General features: G+C 73.3%; 22 protein-coding genes. 10 read left to right on the forward strand and 12 right to left on the reverse strand.

The window, feature by feature from the left end; genetic code table 11:
* Nucleotides 1–11: 11 nt before the first annotated feature.
* From hemC to hemQ, 3 genes are read right to left on the reverse strand one after another with little or no spacing between them, the layout of a single operon-like run.
* Entirely contained in the window at nt 12–962 is a 951-nt protein-coding gene (gene hemC / locus ACFVAJ_RS06750; RefSeq protein ID WP_376942357.1) for a hydroxymethylbilane synthase, read from the reverse strand.
* Entirely contained in the window at nt 959–2,047 is a 1,089-nt protein-coding gene (locus tag ACFVAJ_RS06755; RefSeq protein ID WP_376942359.1) for a ferrochelatase, read from the reverse strand. The genes hemC and ACFVAJ_RS06755 overlap by 4 nt, the downstream gene beginning before the upstream one ends.
* Complete coding sequence (gene hemQ / locus ACFVAJ_RS06760; protein ID WP_376942361.1) at nt 2,047–2,799, reverse strand: hydrogen peroxide-dependent heme synthase; 753 nt, start codon at nt 2,797–2,799, stop codon at nt 2,047–2,049. The genes ACFVAJ_RS06755 and hemQ overlap by 1 nt, the downstream gene beginning before the upstream one ends.
* Before the next feature lie 115 nt (nt 2,800–2,914).
* Here hemQ and ACFVAJ_RS06765 point away from each other — a divergent pair, with 115 nt between their 5' ends.
* Nucleotides 2,915–3,358, forward strand: a complete 444-nt coding sequence (locus ACFVAJ_RS06765) for a pyrimidine dimer DNA glycosylase/endonuclease V (protein WP_376942363.1) — start codon at nt 2,915–2,917, stop codon at nt 3,356–3,358.
* A gap of 21 nt (nt 3,359–3,379) precedes the next feature.
* Here the strand turns inward: ACFVAJ_RS06765 and ACFVAJ_RS06770 are convergent, their stop codons facing one another.
* Nucleotides 3,380–3,940, reverse strand: coding sequence for a MarR family winged helix-turn-helix transcriptional regulator (locus ACFVAJ_RS06770; RefSeq protein WP_376942365.1), 561 nt, complete (start codon nt 3,938–3,940; stop codon nt 3,380–3,382).
* A gap of 100 nt (nt 3,941–4,040) precedes the next feature.
* Between ACFVAJ_RS06770 and idi the strand changes: the two genes are divergently transcribed.
* Genes idi through ACFVAJ_RS06805 form a run of 7 tightly spaced genes read left to right on the forward strand, consistent with a single transcriptional unit; the run spans nt 4,041 to nt 9,688 of the window.
* Nucleotides 4,041–4,613, forward strand: a complete 573-nt coding sequence (idi, locus tag ACFVAJ_RS06775; RefSeq protein WP_376942367.1) for an isopentenyl-diphosphate Delta-isomerase — start codon at nt 4,041–4,043, stop codon at nt 4,611–4,613.
* Nucleotides 4,610–5,671 (forward strand): polyprenyl synthetase family protein, encoded by a 1,062-nt coding sequence (locus ACFVAJ_RS06780; protein WP_376942369.1) that lies wholly within the window; start codon nt 4,610–4,612, stop codon nt 5,669–5,671. Before idi ends, ACFVAJ_RS06780 begins: the two co-directional genes overlap by 4 nt.
* A complete protein-coding gene (locus tag ACFVAJ_RS06785) occupies nt 5,668–6,579 on the forward strand; it encodes a phytoene/squalene synthase family protein (protein ID WP_376942371.1) in 912 nt (303 codons plus the stop codon). The genes ACFVAJ_RS06780 and ACFVAJ_RS06785 overlap by 4 nt, the downstream gene beginning before the upstream one ends.
* A complete protein-coding gene (crtI, locus tag ACFVAJ_RS06790; protein ID WP_376942373.1) occupies nt 6,576–8,141 on the forward strand; it encodes a phytoene desaturase family protein in 1,566 nt (521 codons plus the stop codon). The genes ACFVAJ_RS06785 and crtI overlap by 4 nt, the downstream gene beginning before the upstream one ends.
* On the forward strand, nt 8,138–8,506 hold the full coding sequence (locus ACFVAJ_RS06795; RefSeq protein WP_376942375.1) for a lycopene cyclase domain-containing protein: 369 nt from the start codon (nt 8,138–8,140) through the stop codon (nt 8,504–8,506). Before crtI ends, ACFVAJ_RS06795 begins: the two co-directional genes overlap by 4 nt.
* The gene (locus ACFVAJ_RS06800; RefSeq protein ID WP_376942377.1) at nt 8,503–8,814 is read left to right on the forward strand and encodes a lycopene cyclase domain-containing protein; all 312 of its coding nucleotides are present in this window, start codon (nt 8,503–8,505) and stop codon (nt 8,812–8,814) included. Before ACFVAJ_RS06795 ends, ACFVAJ_RS06800 begins: the two co-directional genes overlap by 4 nt.
* Entirely contained in the window at nt 8,804–9,688 is an 885-nt protein-coding gene (locus ACFVAJ_RS06805; RefSeq protein ID WP_376942379.1) for a prenyltransferase, read from the forward strand. The genes ACFVAJ_RS06800 and ACFVAJ_RS06805 overlap by 11 nt, the downstream gene beginning before the upstream one ends.
* Nucleotides 9,689–9,694: 6 nt before the next feature.
* Here ACFVAJ_RS06805 and ACFVAJ_RS06810 read toward each other — a convergent pair whose 3' ends face one another.
* The 7 genes from ACFVAJ_RS06810 to ACFVAJ_RS06840 all read right to left on the reverse strand — a co-directional run bounded on the left by ACFVAJ_RS06810 (nt 9,695) and on the right by ACFVAJ_RS06840 (nt 15,803).
* On the reverse strand, nt 9,695–10,399 hold the full coding sequence (locus ACFVAJ_RS06810) for a GntR family transcriptional regulator (protein WP_376942381.1): 705 nt from the start codon (nt 10,397–10,399) through the stop codon (nt 9,695–9,697).
* A 26-nt stretch (nt 10,400–10,425) separates the two neighbouring features.
* Complete coding sequence (locus ACFVAJ_RS06815) at nt 10,426–10,734, reverse strand: hypothetical protein (protein ID WP_376942383.1); 309 nt, start codon at nt 10,732–10,734, stop codon at nt 10,426–10,428.
* Nucleotides 10,718–11,125 (reverse strand): phage holin family protein, encoded by a 408-nt coding sequence (locus ACFVAJ_RS06820; protein WP_157425514.1) that lies wholly within the window; start codon nt 11,123–11,125, stop codon nt 10,718–10,720. Before ACFVAJ_RS06820 ends, ACFVAJ_RS06815 begins: the two co-directional genes overlap by 17 nt.
* Nucleotides 11,126–11,164: 39 nt before the next feature.
* Entirely contained in the window at nt 11,165–11,620 is a 456-nt protein-coding gene (locus ACFVAJ_RS06825) for a hypothetical protein (RefSeq protein WP_376942385.1), read from the reverse strand.
* A 103-nt stretch (nt 11,621–11,723) separates the two neighbouring features.
* Complete coding sequence (gene hemG, locus ACFVAJ_RS06830) at nt 11,724–13,232, reverse strand: protoporphyrinogen oxidase (protein ID WP_376942387.1); 1,509 nt, start codon at nt 13,230–13,232, stop codon at nt 11,724–11,726.
* Entirely contained in the window at nt 13,229–14,383 is a 1,155-nt protein-coding gene (hemE, locus tag ACFVAJ_RS06835) for a uroporphyrinogen decarboxylase (protein WP_376942389.1), read from the reverse strand. Before hemE ends, hemG begins: the two co-directional genes overlap by 4 nt.
* A 91-nt stretch (nt 14,384–14,474) precedes the next feature.
* Nucleotides 14,475–15,803 carry a MinD/ParA family protein gene (locus ACFVAJ_RS06840; RefSeq protein WP_376942391.1) on the reverse strand — a complete coding sequence of 443 codons (1,329 nt, stop codon included), beginning with the start codon at nt 15,801–15,803 and terminating at the stop codon, nt 14,475–14,477.
* Between the two features lie 344 nt (nt 15,804–16,147).
* Here ACFVAJ_RS06840 and ACFVAJ_RS06845 point away from each other — a divergent pair, with 344 nt between their 5' ends.
* Both ACFVAJ_RS06845 and ACFVAJ_RS06850 read left to right on the forward strand, forming a co-directional pair.
* Nucleotides 16,148–16,915 (forward strand): hypothetical protein, encoded by a 768-nt coding sequence (locus ACFVAJ_RS06845; RefSeq protein ID WP_376942393.1) that lies wholly within the window; start codon nt 16,148–16,150, stop codon nt 16,913–16,915.
* Between the two features lie 94 nt (nt 16,916–17,009).
* Nucleotides 17,010–18,362: a glutamyl-tRNA reductase gene (locus tag ACFVAJ_RS06850; RefSeq protein ID WP_376942395.1), complete on the forward strand. Its 1,353-nt coding sequence runs from the start codon at nt 17,010–17,012 to the stop codon at nt 18,360–18,362.
* 10 nt (nt 18,363–18,372) lie between these two features.
* Here ACFVAJ_RS06850 and ACFVAJ_RS06855 read toward each other — a convergent pair whose 3' ends face one another.
* Nucleotides 18,373–20,295 (reverse strand): S41 family peptidase, encoded by a 1,923-nt coding sequence (locus ACFVAJ_RS06855; RefSeq protein WP_376942397.1) that lies wholly within the window; start codon nt 20,293–20,295, stop codon nt 18,373–18,375.
* Nucleotides 20,296–20,506: the final 211 nt, after the last annotated feature.

The following is a 20,506-nucleotide window of genomic DNA, read 5'->3' on the forward strand; positions in this document are numbered from 1 at the left end:
TTCGAATTCAGTCACGGCTGCTCCTCAGGGGGAACGAGGTCTGCGGCGCCGTTGCCGAGGAGTTCGTCGACGGCGCGGTCTGCGACGTCGCGTGCCGCATCCGCCAGATCGGCGGCCGAGCGGCTTTCGGGGGTGGCCGCGTGCGAGCTGGTGAGTCGCCGCGTCCCGTCGGCACTGTACACGCTCGCCGTCAGGAACAGAAGTTCGTCCTCGAGGAACGCGGTCGCTCCGACCGGCGCGGCGCAGCCGGCCTCGAGCCCCGCGAGCACGAGGCGCTCGGCCAGGACGGTGGCCCGGGTGACCGCGTGGTCGATCGCCTCGAGGGCCCGTTCGAGGTCGCGGTCGCCGCGTTCGCGACGCACCTCGATCGCGAGGGCCCCCTGGCCCGGCGCGGTCGGCCAGTCGGCGAGCGAGAGGTGGTCGGTCGCGGCATCCAGCCGCCCGAGGCGGCCGAGCCCGGCGGCGGCGAGCAGCACCGCGTCGAGCTCGCCCGACTCGACCTTGCCGAGCCGGGTGTCGATGTTGCCGCGGAGGTCGACCGCGACGACGTCGGGGCGTGCGGCGCCGAGCTGCGCGATGCGTCGCGGCGAACCGGTGCCGACGCGTGCGCCCTCGGGCAGCGTCGCGAGGGTGAGCCCGTCGCGCGCGCACAGCACGTCGCGGGCGTCGACCCGCTTGGGCACGGCACCGAGGCGGAGTCCCTCGTGCTCGGCGGTGGGCAGGTCCTTCAGGGAGTGCACGACGAGGTCGCACTCCCCCGCGAGCAGCGCCTCGCGCAGTGCCGCGGCGAAGACGCCGGTGCCGCCGATCGAGGCGAGGGAGGCGCGCGAGGTGTCGCCCTGGGTGGTGATCGGCACGAGCTCGATCTCGGCACCGGCCGCCTTCGCGATCCGCTCGGAGATCTGGCGCGTCTGCGCCATCGCGAGTGCGCTGCCGCGGGTACCGACCCGGATGACGGTCATCGCGACGTCGCCTCCGCCGATTCGGCCGCCGGCTCGACGACGGCGCCGCCCGCGATGCGCGCGTGGTCGGGCCACGGGCCGAGCGCGGTGAGGTGCGGACGCTCGGCGTCGGGCACGTCGTTCACGCGCTCGAGCACGAGGTCGACGAGACCGGCGACGTAGGCCGGGTGCACGCCGGGCGTCGGCACGCGCCGCGCCTTCAGGCCGTGCTCGCCCGCCGTCTCGATCGCCTCGTTGTCGAGGTCCCACATGACCTCCATGTGGTCGGAGACGAAGCCGAACGGCACGATGACGATCGCGTCGGTCTGCCCGGCGGCCGCCAGCTCTTCGATGGCGTCGTTGATGTCGGGCTCGAGCCACGGGGTGCGCGGGTCGCCCGAACGCGACTGGTAGACGAGCGAGCGCGGCGAGTCGGGCGCGGCCTGCTCGCTGATGACGGCGGCGACGGCGAGGTGCTGGGCGACGTACGCGCCGCCCTCGTCGGTGCCGACCCGGTCTTCGAAGCCGACACCGGAGGCCTTCGCCGCGGTGTTCGGGATCGAGTGGGTGACGTACATGATGTGGGTGCGCTCGGGCGCGACGCCCTCGGCACGCAGTGAGGCGGTCGCCTCCGAGACGCCCTCGACGAAGGGCTGCACGAAGCCGGGGTGATCGAAGTACTCGCGCACCCGGTCGATCGCGACATCCGTGCCGGCCGTGGACTTCTCGAAGTCCTCGCGGTACTGGCCGACGCCCGAGTAGCTCGTGTAGGCGCTCGTGACGAGGCCGAGGAGGCGCGTGTGACCCGCCGCCGACGCCTCGGCGACGACGTCGCCGAAGTAGGGCGCCCAGTTGCGGTTGCCCCAGTAGACGGGCAGGTCGATGCCGCGGCTCGCGAGCTCGGCCTCGAGGGCGGCCTTCAGCTGACGGTTCTGCTCGTTGATCGGACTCACCCCGCCGAAGTGGCGGTAGTGGTGGGCGACCTCTTCGAGGCGCTCGTCGGGGATGCCGCGCCCGGCGGTGACGTTGCGGAGGAAGGGGATCACGTCGTCCTGGCCCTCGGGGCCTCCGAACGACGACAGCAGGATCGCGTCGTAGTGCGCCATTACTGCAGGACCTCCACGAGTTCGGCGGTCGTGATGCGTCGACCGGTGTAGAACGGCACCTCTTCGCGCACGTGCATGCGCGCGTCGGTGGCGCGGAGCTCGCGCATCATGTCGACGAGCTCGGTGAGCTCGTCGGATTCGATCGGCAGCAGCCACTCGTAGTCGCCGAGGGCGAAGGCGCTGACGGTGTTCGCGATCGCGCCGCGGAACGAGGCGCCCTTGCGACCGTGCTCGGCGAGCATGCGGCTGCGCTCGGCGGGGTCGAGCAGGTACCAGTCGTAGCTGCGCACGAAGGGGTAGACCGTCATCCAGGTCTTGGGCTCGAGGCCGCGGAGGAAGCCGGGCACGTGCGCCTTGTTGAACTCGGCGTCGCGGTGCACGCCCATCGCGTTCCACGTCGGCAGGAGCGCCTTCAGGAGGCGGGCGCGACGCAGCTCGCGGAGCGCCCACTGGAGGCCCTCGGCGGTCGGGCCGTGCAGCCACAGCATGACGTCGGCGTCGGCGCGGAGGCCCGAGACGTCGTAGATGCCGCGGAGGGTCACGCCCTCGTTCTCGACGAGCGAGATCACGCCGTCGAGCTCTTCGACGACGCGGCGCACGTCGTGCCCGTCGAAGTCATCGGGGCGGGCGGGGTCGCGACGGAGCACCGCGAAGACCGTGTAGCCCTCTGGTGACTGCTGGCCGTCGGCCCCTGCAGCATCGGAATTGTTCTGGAACGCGTCGGCTGCCGCTTCGGCAGCGGGGGAAGACATGCCTCCAGTCTCCCCCTTTCCGAGCGAACGGCCAAAAGCGATGCGGATGCCCCGCGCCAGCGCCGCTCGTTCGACGCGCCGCGGGTCGCAGGCGGCTCGGCATAGGCTGCCAGCCATGCGGATCTGGTCGGTGCATCCCCGGTACCTCGACCGGCAGGGCCTCACCGCCTGCTGGCGCGAGACGCTGCTCGCGCAGGCGGTGCTCGAGGGCGCGACCCGCGGGTACACGAACCATCCGCAGCTCGAGCGGTTCCGCGAGCTGCCCGACCCGCTCGGCGCGATCGGCGACTACCTCGCCGGCGTCGCCGCCGAGGCCGGCGAGCGCGGGTACCGCTTCGACGGGAGCAAGGTGCATCGACGCAGCGCCGCACCCGTCGCGATCGAGGTCGCGACCGGGCAGCTGGCCCTCGAATGGCGCCACCTCATGACGAAGCTCGAGGTGCGCAGTCCCGAGCTCGCGCTCCGCTGGGCCGGGGTCGGCGCGCCCGAGCCGCACCCGCTGTTCGCGGTGGTCGAGGGGCCCGTCGCCTCGTGGGAGCGCGCTCGTCCGGATGCGTGAGCCGCTCGGAGTCCGTGCGGCTCAGCCCTCGTGCTCGACCTCGAGCTCGGTCGCACTGAGCGCGTCGAGGAAGCGGATGACGACCTCGCGCTCGGCCGGCGCGAGCGCGGCGGCCGCGGCGAACCGCCGCGCATGCAGGCGCCCGACCGATTCGCGGGCGACCGCCCGGGTCTCGTCGGTGACGGTGATGGCGATCGCCCGACGGTCGCTCGGGTGCGGCGCACGGGTGATGTGGTCGCCGCGTTCGAGGCGGTCGAGGAGCTTGGTCGTCGAGGCGCTCGAGATGCCGAGGTAGTCGCTGAGCGCACCGGGCGTCGCGATCTCGCCCTGGTTGCGTGCGGCGATGAGGAAGCGCAGGGCCCGCATGTCGGTCTCGTTGAGCTTCATGTAGCGGCTCGAGGCCTCGCTCATGCGCCGCGCCGCGTCGTGCCAACCGCGCAGGCTCTGCATGACCCGCACGATCTGGTCGATCTCCGCGTCGTCGAGGCCCGTGCGGTCGACGAGCTCTCCGGCGGCGTCGAAGACCCGGGGGTCGTGCATCGCCGCGCGGACGTCGTGGCCCGATTCCCCCGCTGCTGCCATGGAGAGATTCTAGCGAACTCGGCATTATTCTCGCTAAGCTAATTACTAGCCGAAGCAGATAAAGATCGTGTGCGACGCGATCACGAGGGATGGAGCGAGCATGGGTCCCGACGACATCGAAGAGGTCGTGCTGCTCGACGCGCACGATCGCCCGGTCGGCCGCGCGCCGAAGTCGAGCGTGCACGGACTCGACACCGCGAGGCACCTCGCCTTCTCCTGCCACGTCTTCAACGGCCGGGGCGAGGTGCTCGTGACGCGGCGCGCCCTCTCGAAGCAGGCCTGGCCCGGGGTCTGGACGAACTCGTTCTGCGGCCACCCGGCCCCCGCGGAGACGCTGCTGCACGCGGTCCGCCGCCGCGGCGAGTTCGAGCTCGGGCTCGAGCTCGACCGCATCGACCTCGTCCTCCCGACCTTCCACTACCGGGCGACCGACGCCTCGGGGATCGTCGAGAACGAGCTCTGCCCCGTCTACACCGCGACCACCGACTCGACACCCGAGCCTCACCCCGGCGAGGTGATGGATCACCGCTGGGTCGAGCTCGAACAGCTCGCCCTCGCCATCGAGCACGCACCCTGGGCGTTCAGCCCGTGGTTCGTGCTGCAGTCGAGGCTGCTGCCGTTCCTCGGCGGCTCCCGCGCCGACCGCTCAGCCCGTGAGGCGATCGCCTCATGATCGGCACGACGCTCGACCGCCCGGTCGCCGACCGGGCCGCGGTCGACGAGTACCTCGACCGGTGGTTCACCGAACGGCTCGATCGCGCGATCGGGCACGGCCACGACTACGTGCTCCTGTGGCAGGCGGCCCGTGACGGCGCCGCCGGGGGCAAGCGCATCCGCCCCGCGCTCGTGCTCGAGGCGCACACCGCCTTCGCCGGCGTGGGCTCCGTCGAGGCGGTGCGACTGGCCGCCGCGTTCGAGCTGCTGCACACCGCGTTCCTCATGCACGACGACGTCATCGACCATGACCTCGTACGCCGCGGCGAGCCGAACGTCGCCGGGCGCTTCGCGCTCGAGGGCCTCGCCCGCGGGCTCTCGAGCACCCGGGCGAACGAGCTCGGCGAGGCCTCGGCGATCCTCGCGGGCGACCTCCTGCTGAGCGGTGCTCACCGCGTGGTGGCGGGCCTCGACGCGCCGGTCGGGGTGCGCGAGCTGCTGCTCGGCATCCTCGACGAGTGCGTCTTCCTCGCGGCGGCCGGCGAGCACGCCGACGTGGGCCAGTCGGGCGGCGCGCCCGGCGAGGGCGACATCCTCGCGATGATCGAGCACAAGACCGCCTCGTACTCGTTCAGCGCCCCGCTGCAGGCGGGCGCGGTGCTCGGCGGCGCCCCCGCAGGGGCCGTGCTCGAGCTCGGTGAGATCGGCCGCCACCTCGGCGTGGCCTTCCAGCTGCGCGACGACGTGCTCGGGGTGTTCGGCGCCGCCGCCGTCACCGGCAAGTCGGTGATCGGCGACCTCCGCGAGGGCAAGGAGACCCTGCTCATCGCCTATGCCCGCGAGCACAGCACGTGGGGCTCGGTCGCTGCGGACTTCGGCCGCCCCGAACTCGACGAGGCCGGCGCGGCCCGCCTGCGCGGGGTGATCGAGTCGAGCGGGGCGCGGGACCGGGTCGAACGGCTCATCGACGAGCGTTGCGCCGACGCGATCGCCGCCGTCGACCGGGCCCGGCTGCCGCGCCGGCTGACGGCGTCGCTCACCGCGACGGCCCGACGATGCGTGGAGCGTGCGCGATGAGCACCGCAGCGCCGACCGGCCTCGCCCTCTACGACCGCACGGCGCGGCAGAGCGCCGCGCAGGTCATCTCGCGCTACTCGACCTCGTTCGGCCTCGCGAGCCGGCTGTGCTCGCCCGCGATCCGCACCCACCTCGCCGACCTCTACGCCCTCGTGCGCATCGCCGACGAGATCGTCGACGGCCCCGCCGCCGAGGCCGGACTCTCTCCGGTCGAGCGCCGCGAGCTGCTCGACGCGCTCGAGGCCGAGACCGAGCTCGCGATGGCCCGCGGCTACAGTTCGAACCTCGTGGTGCACGCGTTCGCGCAGTCGGCGCGGGCCACGGGGTTCGGCATCGAGCTCACCCGGCCGTTCTTCGCCTCGATGCGCCGCGACCTCGACCCGGTGGAGTTCGACGAGGCGGAACTGCGCGAGTACGTCCACGGCTCGGCCGAGGTCGTCGGGCTCATGTGCCTCCGCGCGTTCAGCGAGGGGCTCTCCGTCGACCCCGAGCGCGACGCGCGCTGGCAGCGCGGCGCCCGCCACCTCGGCGCCGCGTTCCAGAAGGTCAACTTCCTGCGCGACCTCGCCGACGACGTCGAGGCCCTCGACCGCCGGTACTTCCCCGGCGTCGACCCGCGGCACTTCGGGGAGGCCGAAAAGCACCGGCTCCTCGACGACATCGATCGCGACCTCGCGATCGCGGGCGAGGTCGTCGGCGAACTGCCGGGCGGATGCCGCCGGGCCGTCGCCGCGGCCCATGGGCTCTTCTCCGCCCTCGCCGAGCGCCTCCGGCGCACGCCCGCCGACGAGCTGCTGACCACCCGCGTGAGCGTGCCGACGACGCGCAAGCTGCTGCTGCTCGTCCGCGCCGCGGCCTCACGACCGCACGCCGCCGCGACGGCGGCGGCCGAGGGGGTGCCGGCATGACGCGCGTCGCGGTGATCGGCGCCGGCATCGCGGGGCTCGCGACGGCGGCGCTCCTGGCCCGCGACGGCCACGAGGTCACCGTCTACGAGCAGGGCGCCGAGATCGGCGGTCGCGCGGGCCGTTGGGATGCCGCGGGCTTCCGCTTCGACACCGGGCCGTCGTGGTACCTCATGCCCGAGGTGTTCGAGCACTTCTACCGGCTCATGGGCACGACGACCGCCGCCGAGCTCGACCTCGTCCGTCTCGACCCGGGATACCGGGTGTTCTTCGAGGGCCGCCCGGAGCCCGTCGACCTCGGCTCCGACCGGGCGCGCTCGGTCGCGACCTTCGAGGCGATCGAGCCGGGCGCGGGGCGGGCGCTCGAGCGCCACCTCGACTCGGCGGGCGAGACCGCACGGCTCGCGGTCGACCACTTCCTGTACACCGACTTCTCCTCCCCCGGCGCGCTCGTCTCGACGCCGGTGCTCCGCCGGCTCGGCCGCCTGACGCGCCTCCTGCTGCAACCGCTCGACCGCTTCGTCGCGGCGGGGTTCCGCGACGAACGGCTCCGCCAGGTGCTCGGGTATCCGGCGGTGTTCCTCGGCACCTCGCCGCAGGCGGCGCCGAGCATGTACCACCTGATGAGCCACTTCGACCTCGACGACGGCGTGCGCTACCCGATGGGCGGGTTCCGCGAACTCATCGACGGCGTCGCGCGGCTCGCCCGACGGGAGGGGGCGCGCATCGTGACGAAGACGCGCGTGACCGGCATCGTCGTCGAGTCGGGGGCAGCCGTCGGCATCCGCCACCTCGACGCCTCGGGAGCCGAACGGGTGGCCGAGGCCGACCTCGTCGTCTCCGCCGCCGACCTGCATCACACCGAGCAGGCCCTCCTGCCGCCCGAGCACCGCAGCCGGTCGGAGGCCTCGTGGCGACGCGCCGACCCGGGGCCCGGCGCGGTGCTCGTGATGCTCGGCGTGCGCGGGCGGCTCCCCCGGCTGACGCACCACAACCTCCTCTTCACCGAGGACTGGGCGGGCAACTTCGCGAGCATCTTCGGCCGCTCGCCGTCGGTGCCCGACCCGGCGTCGCTCTACGTCTGCATGCCGAGCGCGAGCGACCCGTCGGTCGCTCCCGAGGGCCACGAGAACCTCTTCGTGCTCGTGCCGGTGCCCGCCGACCCCGACCTCGGCCACGGCGGAACCGGCGGCGCCGGCGACCCCGTGGTCGAGCTCGTCGCCGATGCCGCGATCGCGCAGATCGCCGCGTGGACGGGCGAGACCGACCTCGCGGAGCGCGTCGTCGTGCGACGCACGGTCGGCCCGGCCGACTTCGCCGAGGACTTCAACTCGTGGCGGGGCTCGGTGCTCGGGCCCGCCCACGTGCTGCGGCAGAGCGCGTTCTTCCGCGGCCGCACCGCCTCGCCCACGGTCGAGGGACTCTACTTCGCCGGTGCGACGACGGTCCCCGGCATCGGCCTGCCCATGTGCCTCATCAGCGCCGAACTCGTGCTCAAGGCGGTCCGCGGCGAGCGCGGCACCGGCCCGCTGCCCGAGCCGACGGTACGGAGCGTGCCGGCATGAGCTTCGCGTACCTCGCGATCCTGGCGGGCGGTCTCGCCTGCATGGTGCTGCTCGACGTGCGGTTCCGGCTCGTGTTCGCCGCGCCAGGTCGGGCCTGGCGCGCCGCCCTGATCGTCGCGCTGGGGCTCGCGTTCTTCCTCCTCTGGGACCTCGCCGGCATCGGCCTCGGCGTCTTCCACCGGGGTGAGAACCCGGTGAGCACCGGCGTGCTGCTCGCGCCCGAGCTGCCGCTCGAGGAGCTCGTCTTCCTCGCCTTCCTCTGCTACCTCACGCTGGTGCTCTACACGGGCGCACTGCGAGCGATCGCGCCGCGGAGGCGGGAGCGGGAGCGGGAGCCGCGACGGGCACGGGAGGCACGACGATGACCTACGCGCTGCTCTCGATCGCCTTCCTCCCGGTCGCGGTGCTCGTCGCACTGCTCGGGTGGCGCCACGCCCCGCACGGCCATGCCCGCGCCGTGCTCGTGACGGCGATCGCGCTCGTCGCACTGACCGCGGTCTTCGACACGATCATGATCGCGACCGGGCTCTTCGGCTATGCCGATGCGCACATCTGGGGGGTGCGCGTCGGCCTCGCCCCGATCGAGGACTTCGCCTACCCGCTCGCGGGCGTGCTCCTGCTCAGCGGCCTCTGGAGCCTCCTCGCCCCCGCGGAGCCCGACCATGCCGACTGACACCCGGCGCGGCGTCGTCCCCGAACTCCTCACGGCTTCCCGCCCGCTGAGCTGGGTGAACACCGCCTTCCCCTTCGCCGCCGCGTACCTGCTGACGACCCGCGACGTCGACGTCGCGCTGGTGATCGGCACGCTCTTCTTCCTCGTGCCGTACAACCTCGCGATGTACGGCGTCAACGACGTGTTCGACTACGCCAGCGACGCCGCGAACCCGCGCAAGGGCGGCGTCGAGGGCGCGCTGCTCGAGCCCGGTCGGCACCGGCTCACGATCGGCGCCGCGATCGCGCTGTGCGCCCCGTTCGTGCTCGCGCTCGTCCTCCTCGGCGGCCCGGTCTCCTGGGCGGTGCTCGCCGTGAGCCTCTTCGCGGTCGCCGCCTACTCGGTGCCGGGGCTCCGCTTCAAGGAGGTGCCGTTCCTCGACTCGGCGACCTCGAGCGTGCACTTCGTGAGCCCGGCCGTCTACGGGCTCGTGCTCGCGGGCGCGACGTTCACGCCGCAGCTCGTCGCGCTGCTCGCGGCGTTCTTCGCGTGGGGCGTCGCGAGCCACGCCTTCGGCGCCGTGCAGGACATCGTGCCCGACCGGGCCGGCGGCATCGCCTCCATCGCCACGGTGCTCGGCGCACGCCGCACGGTGCGGTTCGCGAGCGCGGCGTGGACGGTCGCCGGGCTGCTCATGCTCGCGACGGACTGGCCCGGGCCGCTCGCGGCGCTCCTCGTCGTGCCCTACCTCGCGGCCGCCGCGCCGTACTCCGCCCTGAGCGATGCCGACTCGGGTCGGGCGAACGCGGGGTGGCGGCGCTTCCTCGCGATCAACTACGTCGTCGGCTTCCTCGTGACGATGCTGCTCATCTGGTACGCCGCGATCACGGCGTAGGGCCGCTCAGCTCTCGAGCAGCAGCTCGGTCGAGTGGGCGAGGTGCTCGCGCATCGCATCGGCCCCGCGTGACTGCACGTCGCCCAGCAGCCCTCGATGCTCGGCGATGAGCCCTTCGAGTGTGTAGTGGGGCCGCACGTGCAGCAGGAACAGCAGCAGCTCGCTGCCGAGCGCGTCGTGCGCCTCGACGATGCGCGGGCTCGACGAGGCGGCCACGATCGCACGATGGAAGTCGGCGTGCAGTCGCTCCACCTCGAGCCAGTCGATCCCGTCGTCGGCGTCCGCGTCTGAACCCGCACCCGGGTCGGCGGCGGGGGGACGCGCGCCCGGGGCGGCCTCGGCGATCTCCTCGAGCCGTTCGAGCACCGCGACGGCCGGGGCGAGCGCTGCCTCGGGCCAGACGGCCCCGTGGCGTTCACCGGCGATTCGCACCGCCTCGCCCTCGAGCGCCGCCCGCAGCTGCTGCAGCGCGACGATCTCATCGGGGTCGAAGCTCACGACCCGCACCCCGCGGTACGCCTCGGCTACGGCGAGCCGCTCGGCGACGAGCCGCTGGAACGCGGAGCGCACCGTGTGCCGCGACACCCCGAACCGCTCGGCCGCGGCCTCCTCGCGCAGCGGCGAGCCGAGCGCGACCGTGCCGCTCAGGATCTCGGCGCGCAGCGCCTCGGCGACCCGTTCGACGGCGGTGTCTGCGGAGTGCGGCGGCACCGAGGCATCCTCTCGTCTCGTGCCGCTCAGTCGCCGAGCTTCGATCGCACGATGAGCCAGACGAGGCCGCCGACCGCTGCGGCGACGCCGACGGCGGCCGCGATCGCGACGCCCGGCTGCTCGTCGTAGAACGCCTTCAGCGACACCTTTGCCCGGTCGACGCGGAGGCCGACCTGCTTGGGCACGTTGAGCTTGTCCTCGAGGGCGTTGAGCGTGCCGGCGAACTCGGCGCGCGCCTTCGCCGACGCTGCGCGGGCCTCGACGCGGGTGAGGTTGCGTTCGCGCGCGGCAGTCTCGCGCTTCGAGGGGCGCTGGGCGTCAGTAGCGGCGGTCATAGTCACCCGTTCCCTTCAGGGCGTCGAGGTCGGCCTTCAGGCTCTCGACCGATTCGAGGGGCTCGGAGCCCCGCTTGAAGTTCACGATGCCGATCCACACGAGCACGGCGATGATGAGCAGCAGCACGCCCGAGACCACGAGCGCGGCCGCCCACGCCGGCATGACGAGCGCGAGCGCGAAGATCGCGGCGGCGAGCAGGGTGAAGATCAGGAACGGCAGGACGACCAGGGCGACGACGAAGAAGCCCGAGCCGATGCCGAAGTGCTTGACCTTGTAGCTGACCTCGGCCTTGATCTGGTCGATCTCGGCGCGCACGAGGTTGGAGATCGTGTCGGGCAGTTCGCCGATCAGTGTGAAGAGCGAGCGTTCGTCGTTGGTCGGTGCGGCCATCGCGCGGTCACCTCGATTCTGTGAGTCGGATGCCGCGGGCTAGGCGCCGCGCGACGTGCTGCCCCGCTTCGGGGCGGCCTTGGTCGGCTTCGCGGCGGTCGGCTTCGCGGCGCGCTCGGCCGCATCGGCGGCCGAGTCGATCGCCTCGCTCAACGTGTCGGCCACGTCGTCCACCGCGGACTTCGTCGCACCGGCGCCCTTCGAGACGCCCTGCTTGGCCTTCGCCGCCGCGTCCGAGACGTCCTGCTTCGTGGCGCCCGAGCCGCGGGTCGCGTTGCCGATGAACGTCTTCACGCCGTCGAGCACGCTGTCGGAGAGGTCGCCGACCTTGTCGGCGGCGAAGCCCTTCACGGAGTCGACGCCCTGCTGCACGGCCGGAGTGTTCCAGACCCCCTCGGCGGCGCGCTTGATCTGCTCGTATCGTTCACGGCCCGCCCGGGTGCCGAGCACGTACCCGACTCCCAGTCCGACGACGAAGAGGATCTTGCCCTTCATGTGCACCCCCGACTTTCCGCACTGCGGCGCATGCAGCGACCTCTCCAGCGTAGACCCCGCGCGGAGCCGCGCAAGGGGGTTGCGACGAAATATTCCGTTTCGGCTATGCAGTGCCGTCGGGCGCCACGCGGCGGTGCCTGACCCGTGCGGCGGCCGCCTTCGCGTGCGGGACGACCGAGGCGAGCCCGGTGCCCGAGACCCAGGAGCCGGTGACCTCGATGCCCGGTTCTGCGGCGATCGCGTCGTCGAGCGCGCGCACCCGATCGAGCTGCCCGAGGGCGGCGTGCGAGACGGCGTCGCGCCATTCGGTGCGGCCGGCGGCACGGAGCATCCCCGCGTCGAGCGGCACGCCGAGCAGGGCGCTCGCGTCGGCGAGCGCGAGCGCCGCGACCTCCGCGTCGCCGCGCCCCTCGAGGGGGTTCTCCTGGCCGGCGCGACCGTACGAGAGGCGCACGACGTGTCGACCGCCCGCGGCCTCGGCGAGCCACGACCACTTCGCGGTCGAGTGGGTGAGCGCCTTCGCGGCGACCCCGGGCGCGTCCGCGGCGACCAGCACGCCGGTTCCGCGGGGCGCGGCGTCGAGTGCGGGCGCCTCGAGCACGAGGGTCACGAGTTCGATGGATGCCCCCTGCGGCCAGTCCGTCGTCGACTCCCACCCCTCGACGGCGGCCTCGAGGAGGCCGAGCGAGGTGTGCGCCGCGGCGGCGAGCACGATGTCGGGGGCCCTGAGCTCGACGCCGACGGCCTGCGGGGCGTCGACGGCGTCGTCGGTGCCGGCCTCGGCATCGATCGCCCGCTCGCCGGTCACCCGCCAGCCCGTGCCGTCGCGCTCGAGGCCGGTCGCCTCGACGCCGGTCAGGACGGTGACGCCGAAGCGCTCGAGCTCGCGGGCGAGTGCGTCGACGAGCGTGTGCATGCCGCCGCGGAGGCCGCGGACGGCACCGCCCGCCTTGCGCTGCTCGACCAGCTGGCCGACGCCGCCCGAGAGGGAGCCGGTGCGGGTCATCGCCTCGTTGAGCCCGGGGGCGACGAGGTCGAGGTCGAGGAGGTCGGGGTCGGCCGAGTACACGCCCGACGAGATCGGAGTCACGAGCCGGTCGAGCACCGCGGTGCCCATGCGCGAGCGCACGAGCTCGCCGAGGCTGTGCGCGCGGCCGATGCGGAGGATCGGCTTGATCCGGTCGAGGTAGGCGCGGGTCGCGCCGCTCCAGCCGATGATGCGGCGCACGTCGTCGCCGAGCGGGTTCGCGGGGATGCCGAGCACCCCGGTCTTCGGCAGCGGAGCGGCGTCGAGGCCGCTGCCGTCGCCCCAGACCAGCCAGGCGCCGGCGCGGTTCGGGTCGACCACCTCGTCGTCGAGGCCGAGCGAGGTGAGGAGCGGGGCGACGCCGTCGCCGCGGGTCGCGAACGACTCGGCGCCCGAGTCGAGGGTGAGTCCGTCGAGCTCGATGCGGCCGACGCAGCCGCCGAGCTCGTCGCGGCGCTCGACGATCGTGACGGCGAGGCCGATCTTCGCGCACTCGAGCGCCGCGACCATGCCCGCGACGCCGCCGCCGATCACGACGACGTCGGCCGGGCTTCGCTCGGCCGCGGCGGGCGTCGCGTCGCTCACGCCGCGCCCGCCTCGTGCACGAGCTCGACGACCCGGGTGAGCACGGTCGGGTCGGTCTCGGGCGGCACGCCGTGGCCGAGGTTGAAGACGTGGGAGGGTGCGGCCTCGGCCTGGCGCAGCACCTCGCGCACGGCGGCCTCGAGCACGGGCTGCGGCGCCGCGAGCAGCGCAGGGTCGAGGTTGCCCTGCAGCGGCACGCCGGGGCCGACCCGTTCGGCCGCGACCGAGAGCGGCACCCGGTAGTCGACGCCGACGACGTCGACCCCGACCTCCTTCATGGCGCCGAGCAGCTCGCCGGTGCCGACGCCGAAGTGCACGACCGGCACCGGCCGCGCGGGCTGCTCCTGCCCCGCGGCATCCGTCGTCGTGTACTCGAGGTCGTGCACGTGGCTGAGCGCCTTCGCCGAGGCGGGGGCGACGTGCGTCTCGTAGTCGGCGAGCGAGAGCGCGCCGGCCCACGAGTCGAACAGCTGCGCGGCGGAGGCCCCCGCGAGCACCTGGGTGCGCAGGAACCGCCCGGTGAGCTCGGCGGTCCACTCCATGAGGGCGCGCCAGGCGCCCGGGTCGGCGTGCATGAGGGTGCGGGCCGCGAGGTGGTCCTTCGAGGGGCCGCCCTCGGTGAGGTACGCCGCGAGCGTGAAGGGGGCGCCGGCGAAGCCGATGAGCGGGGTCGCGGTGCCCGAACCGTTGTCGGTCGTCGCCAGTTCGGCGATCGTGAGCGCGACCGCCTCGGCGATCGGGCCGGATGCCTCGTCGAGACGGGCCGGGTCGATCGCCGTCAGCTCTGCGACGGCCGCGGCATCGGCGTAGCCCTTGCCGAAGACGGGGCCCCGCCCCGGCTGGATCTCGACGTCGACGCCGACGAGCTTCAGCGGCACCACGATGTCGCTGAAGAAGATGCCGGCGTCGACCTTGTGGCGGCGCACCGGCTGCAGCGTGATCTCGCTCGCCATCGCCGGGTCGAGGCAGGCGTCGAGCATGCGCGTGCCGACGCGGAGGTCTCGGTACTCGGGCAGCGACCGGCCGGCCTGCCGCATGAACCAGACGGGCGTGGTGTCGGCGCGTTCCCCGCGGTAGGCCCGCACGAGTCGCGAGTCGGAGGTGAGGCCTGCGGAGAGCGGATGCTGCGGGGAGAGGATCACGCCCGACATTGTCTCGCATCGGGCTGGGAGGACTTCGACACGCCCGTCCCGGGCCGCCTCGCCCCGCGGCGCGCGCGGCGCCTCGCTCGGCGCCTCGCGCCTACAGCCGCTCCGCGATCACCGCGGCCGCGGACAGCCACGCGTCGCGGGTGCCGTCCGAGAGCGCCTCGAAGTCGATCGGCCCGCCGTCCACCAGGGCCGGATCGAACGGCACTCGGGTGACCGCGGAGGTGACCTGCGAGAAGTGCGACTCGAGCCGGTCGACGAGCGCGGGGTCGGGGCGCGCCGACGGCGCGGCCAGGATGGTCACGGCCTCGTCGACCTTCTGCCCGAAGCCCTTCTCGCGGAGCCCGTCGAGGAGCCAGGCGGCACTCGCCGCCGTGTCCTCGCGCACCGTCGACACGATGACGAGCTGGTCGGCCGCAGCGACCGCGGCGATCCAGTTCGACGCCCGCATGTTGTTGCCCGTGTCGATGAGGATGATCCGGTAGTACTTGGCGAGCACCTCGTGGAGCCGATCGAACGCGGCCGCGTCGATCGTGGACGACGCGGTGGCATCCTCGTCGGAGGCGAGCACGTCGAAGCGGGCGTCGACCTGCGTGCGGACGTAGGCGTCGAGGCGCGCGAGGCTCGAGGCGTCCGCATCGGTGAAGCTCGGCAGGTCGCCCAGCAGGTCGACCGCGGTGCGATGGTGCGGCGCGTGCTGGGCGCGCCACCCGAGCGTCCCGCGGGTCTCGTTGTTGTCCCAGGCGAGGGTCGACCCGCCGCGGAGCGTTCCGAACGTCGCCGCGAGCAGCAGCGTGCTCGTCGTCTTGTGGGCGCCGCCCTTGGGGTTCAGGATGACGATCGTGCGCGGCCCGCCGAGCCGGCGCTGCACGGCGCGCTCGCGCTCGAGGCGCGACTGCTCGGCGCGGCTGGGCGCGGGCGAGATCGCGCCCCGCGTCGCCCTGCGCACGGCGCCGCGCCAGCCGGTCGTCGCCCGATCGCGACGCGGGCGGCTGCGGCTGTTGAGCAGGTCGTCCACCGTCGGCTTGCCGGCGGTCGGGGCGGCGGTCGCGGGGGCGGCGGCGCGCGCCGGCGGCGCGGGCACGGGGCTCGCCGGCGGCGCCGTGCTCGCCGGAGCCGCGGAGACGGGGACCGGCGCCGTGGCGGTCGGGGCCGCCTCGTCGGCTCGGGGATGTCCCGGCGCAGCGTCGGGCATCGTCACCGTGCCGTCGGGGTGGATGACGAGCGGCCAGCTCCGGGCCCCGTCGACGAGCTGCGCCGTTAACGGACTCCCCGCCGATGCCGCGCGGAGCCGGATCGCCTCGACGATGCGATCGTTGAGCGCATCCCGGCTCGAGGCGATCACCTGCTCGACCTCTCCGCCGATATGGACCTCCGCCACTGTGCCCGATCGCACGTAGACGGTCGGCTGGCCGGTATTCACGTTCACATCTCCCCCATGCGCGTCAGCGGGGAACGCGGCGAACGCCGAACAGCACCCGGACACGACCGGATGCTGTGCGATTCCCCCGATTCGAGCGTAGCCGGTGCGGTCGTGATCCCTCGGAGGGCACGGGGGCCGCGGGCCCGACGTCCGTTTCGAGCCGAGCTGAAGAACCCTTACCTTCGCGCGCGCGTTCGCGCTAGAGTCGGTTCCGTTGTGCCGTCCCCCCGGGCACGACGACGTGTCGACGTCGACGTCGACGCGCCTCCGCCACCCACGGAGAGAAGCGACGTGTCCCGAATCGTCACCATGCCCATCACGCCGATGCCCGCCTGCCTGTGCGGATGCGGGTGCCTTCCGCCGGGCGCAGGCCGACCGACGAGCGGCCCGAGCGGCGCGCCCCGATGAACGGCGTCGAGCGCCGCACTCCCCCGACGGTCTTCGTCGCCGTGATCACCGCGCTCGTCGTCGGTGCGCTCATCGCCGGGGCGCCGCAGGTCGAGCGACTCGTGCCGCGCCTGCCCGAGGTGTCGGGCCAGACGGGCACCATCGCCTTCCTCGGCGCCGTCGCCGTACTGACGGTCGTGGCGCTCTCGGTCCGCCTCGCGGCGCTCGCCCGGTGCCGCGCCCGACGCCGCGCGCTCGAGCACAGCTTCGACGGCGCCGTCGAATGCGGGCTGCGCCATCGTGAGCTCGACGCGATGCTCGCCGAACTGCTCGGCCGTCGCACCGCGCTGTCGCACCGCTTCTCGATCGTCGCCGACGACCTCGGACTCTCGTTCTGGAGCGGCGGCCGCCGGCCCCGTCGCACGGCGCTGTTCGCGTGGCACGAGATCCGCAACATCCGCGCCGACGAGATGATCGCCGGCAGCCGTCCCGTGCCGATCGTCGTCGTCCGCGTCCGCCGCGACGGCGCGAGCATCGCGCTGCCGATCATCCTCGCCACCGAGCGCCCGGGCACCTTCGCCGTCACCGACGCGCCGTTCTACGCGGTCGTCCGCTCGTGGAAGGCCCAGCACCGGGCCGCCCTCGAGCGCGAGGGGCTCGAGTTGCCGCCGCTCACGGCGCCGATCCCCGTGATCACGCGGGAGATGCTGGCGGCCGCGCGCTAGCCGAACGGCCGCCGACGCCGCCGCAGATGGGCGTGTGGAGGCCACGGTGACCGCGTGAGTCATCCTCGCCTTCGACCGCGGGTAGAATCTTCGAGTGCTCATCTGCCTGACCGCGAGCCACAAGAACGCCGGGTTCGACACACTCGAGCGTCTGTCGGCGCACGCGGAGTCCGCCGCGCCGCGCATCCTCGACCGTCACGACACGCTCCAGGGCGCGGTCGTCGTCGCGACCTGCAACCGCTTCGAGGCCTATCTCGACCTCGACACCCCCGAGGGCCACTCCCCCGTTCCCGCGGTCCACGAGGCCATCCGCGCCGTGAGCGACGTCGCCGGCCTCGAGCCCGACGAGCTGCGCGCGACCTTCGGCTTCGTGCACGGCAACGCCGTCGCGGGCCACCTCTTCTCGGTGGCCTCGGGCCTCGAGTCGGTCGTCGTCGGGGAGGGCGAGATCGCCGGCCAGGTGCGCCGCTCGCTCGAACGTGCCCGCGCCGAGGGCACCACGACGCCCGAACTCGAGCGCCTGTTCCAGCGCGCCTCCCAGACCTCCCGCCGGGTCAAGAACCAGACGGGTGTCGGCGGCGCCGGCCGCTCGCTCGTGCGTCTCGCCCTCGAGCTCGCGTCGAGCCGCGTCAGCGACTGGTCCGCGGCACGCGTGCTGCTCGTCGGCACCGGCCAGTACGCGGGCGCGACGCTCGCCGCGCTCCGCGACCGCGGCGCGAACGACGTCCGCGTCTACTCGCCCTCGGGCCGCGCCGCGAAGTTCGCCCGCAACCACGACATCACCGCGGTCTCGCACGCCGGCTACGCGGTCGCCGCGGCGGCCGCCGACGTCATCATCACGTGCACGACCGCCGACCACCACGTCGTCGACGGGGTGCTGCTCGAGGGCGGCCGAGCGACGCTCGCCGACTCGCACACCGCGCCGGATGCCTCGTCGTCGGCCGTGCTCGCGGAGTTCCGTGCCTGGTGCCCGGTGCCCGAGGCAGCGCACGACGCGCGTCAGCTCGTCATCGACCTCGGCATGCCGCGCAACGTCGCGACCGACGTCGTCGAGGTCGACGGGGTCGAGCTCCTCGACCTCGAGACGATCCGCCGACACGCCCCGCTCGAAGAGCTCGGCGCGACCGACGACGCCCGCGTCATCGTCGACCGTGCGGCCCGCAACTTCGGCGCGGTCGGCGAAGAGCTCGACCTCGCCCCCTCGGTCGTCGCGCTGCGCTCGCATGTGCAGGGTGTGCTCGATGCCGAGATCGCGCGGGCGCTCTCGCGCAGCACCGGTGACGCCGCCGCCGACGAGCGCGTCGAGGCGGCGTTGCGGCACATGGCCGGGGTGCTGCTGCACACCCCCATGGTGCGGTCGCGCGAGTACGCCAGGGCGGGCGATCAGCGCGTGTGGATCGACGGCCTCGAGGCCGTGTTCGGCGTGCGCGCCGACGAGCTGCACTGACCCAGGGGCCTCACACCGCGAGCAGGCGCGCGGCGACCAGCCTCCCGTCGTCGAATCCCTCGAGGCGCAGCTCGCCGCCCGCGCCGGCCGGGAGCTCGAGTTGGAGCTCGGTGACCCCGTCGACCGTCTCCGTCGTCGCGACCGGGCGCCCGTCGAGGTAGACGTCCACCCCGTCGACGCCGCCGGTGCTGAGCCTGAGCGTGCGGAAGCCGCCGGCCGGCGGGTCGAGCTCCGCCTCCAGCATCCGGGTGGGAAGGCCCGCGAGCAGCGCGCCCGCGGCGTCCATCAGGTCGGCGTTGCCGTCGGTCAGGTCGTGCTCGGTGAGCCGGTGCACGTGGTCGGGCACGACGCCGAGATCCTCGACGGGCTGCCCGAAGCGGTCGCCGACCCGGAGGCAGCGGCGCAACGACACCCGGTACTCCGCTCCGGCGGGCAGCGCGCGCAGCGGCCCGCCGACCCAGTCCTCGCGAAGCGCCGCATGGGTCAGCACGTTGGCGCCGCCCGCGCCGGTGTTGTCGTCGACGCCCAGCACGGGCCCGATCGCGTGGTCCTGGAACCCCGCGGCGAAGATGTCGGTGGCGCTGTAGCAGAGCGCGTCCGTCACGAGCACGACCGGTCCGTGGTAGAGCTGGCCGACGCTGTTGACGACCTCGTCCGGGTAGAGCGGCACCGCGCTCGAGAACGGCGCCCCGGTCGTCACCGACTCGTCGATCGACGACTTCCATGCGCCGTAGTCGGCGACGCTGCCGCAGAGATCGGCGGTGAGGCGGGTGCTGATGAACTGCATCGGCTCGGGCCTGACCCTGCGCGGTGTGAAGAACTGCAGCAGGAACTCCGAGGCGATGATGTAGCCGCCGCCGTTGCCGCGCACGTCGAGGATCAGGCCGTCCTGCGGCAGCACCGAGATCAACCGCGCGACCTCGTTGATGAACGCCTCGATCTGGGCGTCCTGCATATGGAAGGTGAAGATGCGCAGGTGCCCGAACGTGCCGCTCGATGTCTCGACCGTGCGGGCCTTGAGCTCGGCGGGTCTCGTCGTCGGCACGACCCCGGCCTCCTGCTGCGCCGCAGTGGCCTCGGGCACCTCGGTGTCGCCCCGCGCGACCCGCGCCTCCTCCTCGATCGACGCCGGCGCGAACAGCCGCCGCTTCATCAGCCGGCTCAACTCGGTCTTCAGGTCGAGGCCGACGAGATGCGACACCGGGGCGGCGACCCCGTGGGGCACCAGCGCGCTCGCATCCCCGCCGGTCACCTCTCCCGCCGATTCGAACACGCGCCAGGGCAGTCGCGTCTCGTGCTCGACCCCGCCGACGCGGTAGGTGAGGTCCACCCAGTCCTCGTCGGGCGGCAGCGACATGCCGACCGGCCGGAGCGTCATGTTCTCCAGGCCGCGGGCGAGGCTCGCCGCCTTGTTGCTGCCGGCCTCGCGCGCCGCATTGCGTTCGACGGCGATCGCCATCGGCGTGCCGTTCCAGTGGGTCACCTCCGCACCGACGACGAGCGCGGGGTCCCCCGTGAGGTGGTCGAACGTCTTGGTGACGATCCAGTGCGGGCCCTCGGCGTCGAAGCAGCCCTCCACGAGGATGCCGAGGAACGCGAACCCGGCGTAGCGCTCGGGGAGGATGTAGTTGGTGTGCAGGTCGCGCAGGCCGAGGACGACGCGCTGCAGCGCCATGTGGAACTCGGGCTCGCTGAGCTCGGGCAGCCGGTGCCGCAGCAGCCGAAGGCTCTGCAGCGGGTCGACCGCGTGCATCGCGCGCTTGAGCGGCAGGTGCACGTAGAGGCCGTCGAGCAGGAGCTCCGCCTGGTCGACGAGCGTCCGCCGGTCGGCCTGGCTGAGAGCGCCCGACCCGACGTGGGCGCGGAACTCCGGCATCGTTCGCACGGTGCCCAGCCCGTGATCGGCACCCAGTTCGGTGGTCGACATCGACATGATCGTCTCCTCCTCCGGAACGCGGCGCCCTCCCCGGGGGCGCAGACGACGATCGGGCGGCGAGTCCGGCGATGATCCGCTCGAGCTCGGCGATGGCGTCGTCGGCGAGCTCGCGCCGGGCAGCCTCAGCATTAATGAGAGATCCTCATTCAGTGTCGCCGGGCGGCCGCATCGCCGAATCAGTGCCTGCCCGGAGATCATCCCGCGGCGG

The organism is Agromyces sp. NPDC057679, assembly GCF_042799635.1.
In the GTDB taxonomy this organism is placed as follows: domain Bacteria; phylum Actinomycetota; class Actinomycetes; order Actinomycetales; family Microbacteriaceae; genus Agromyces.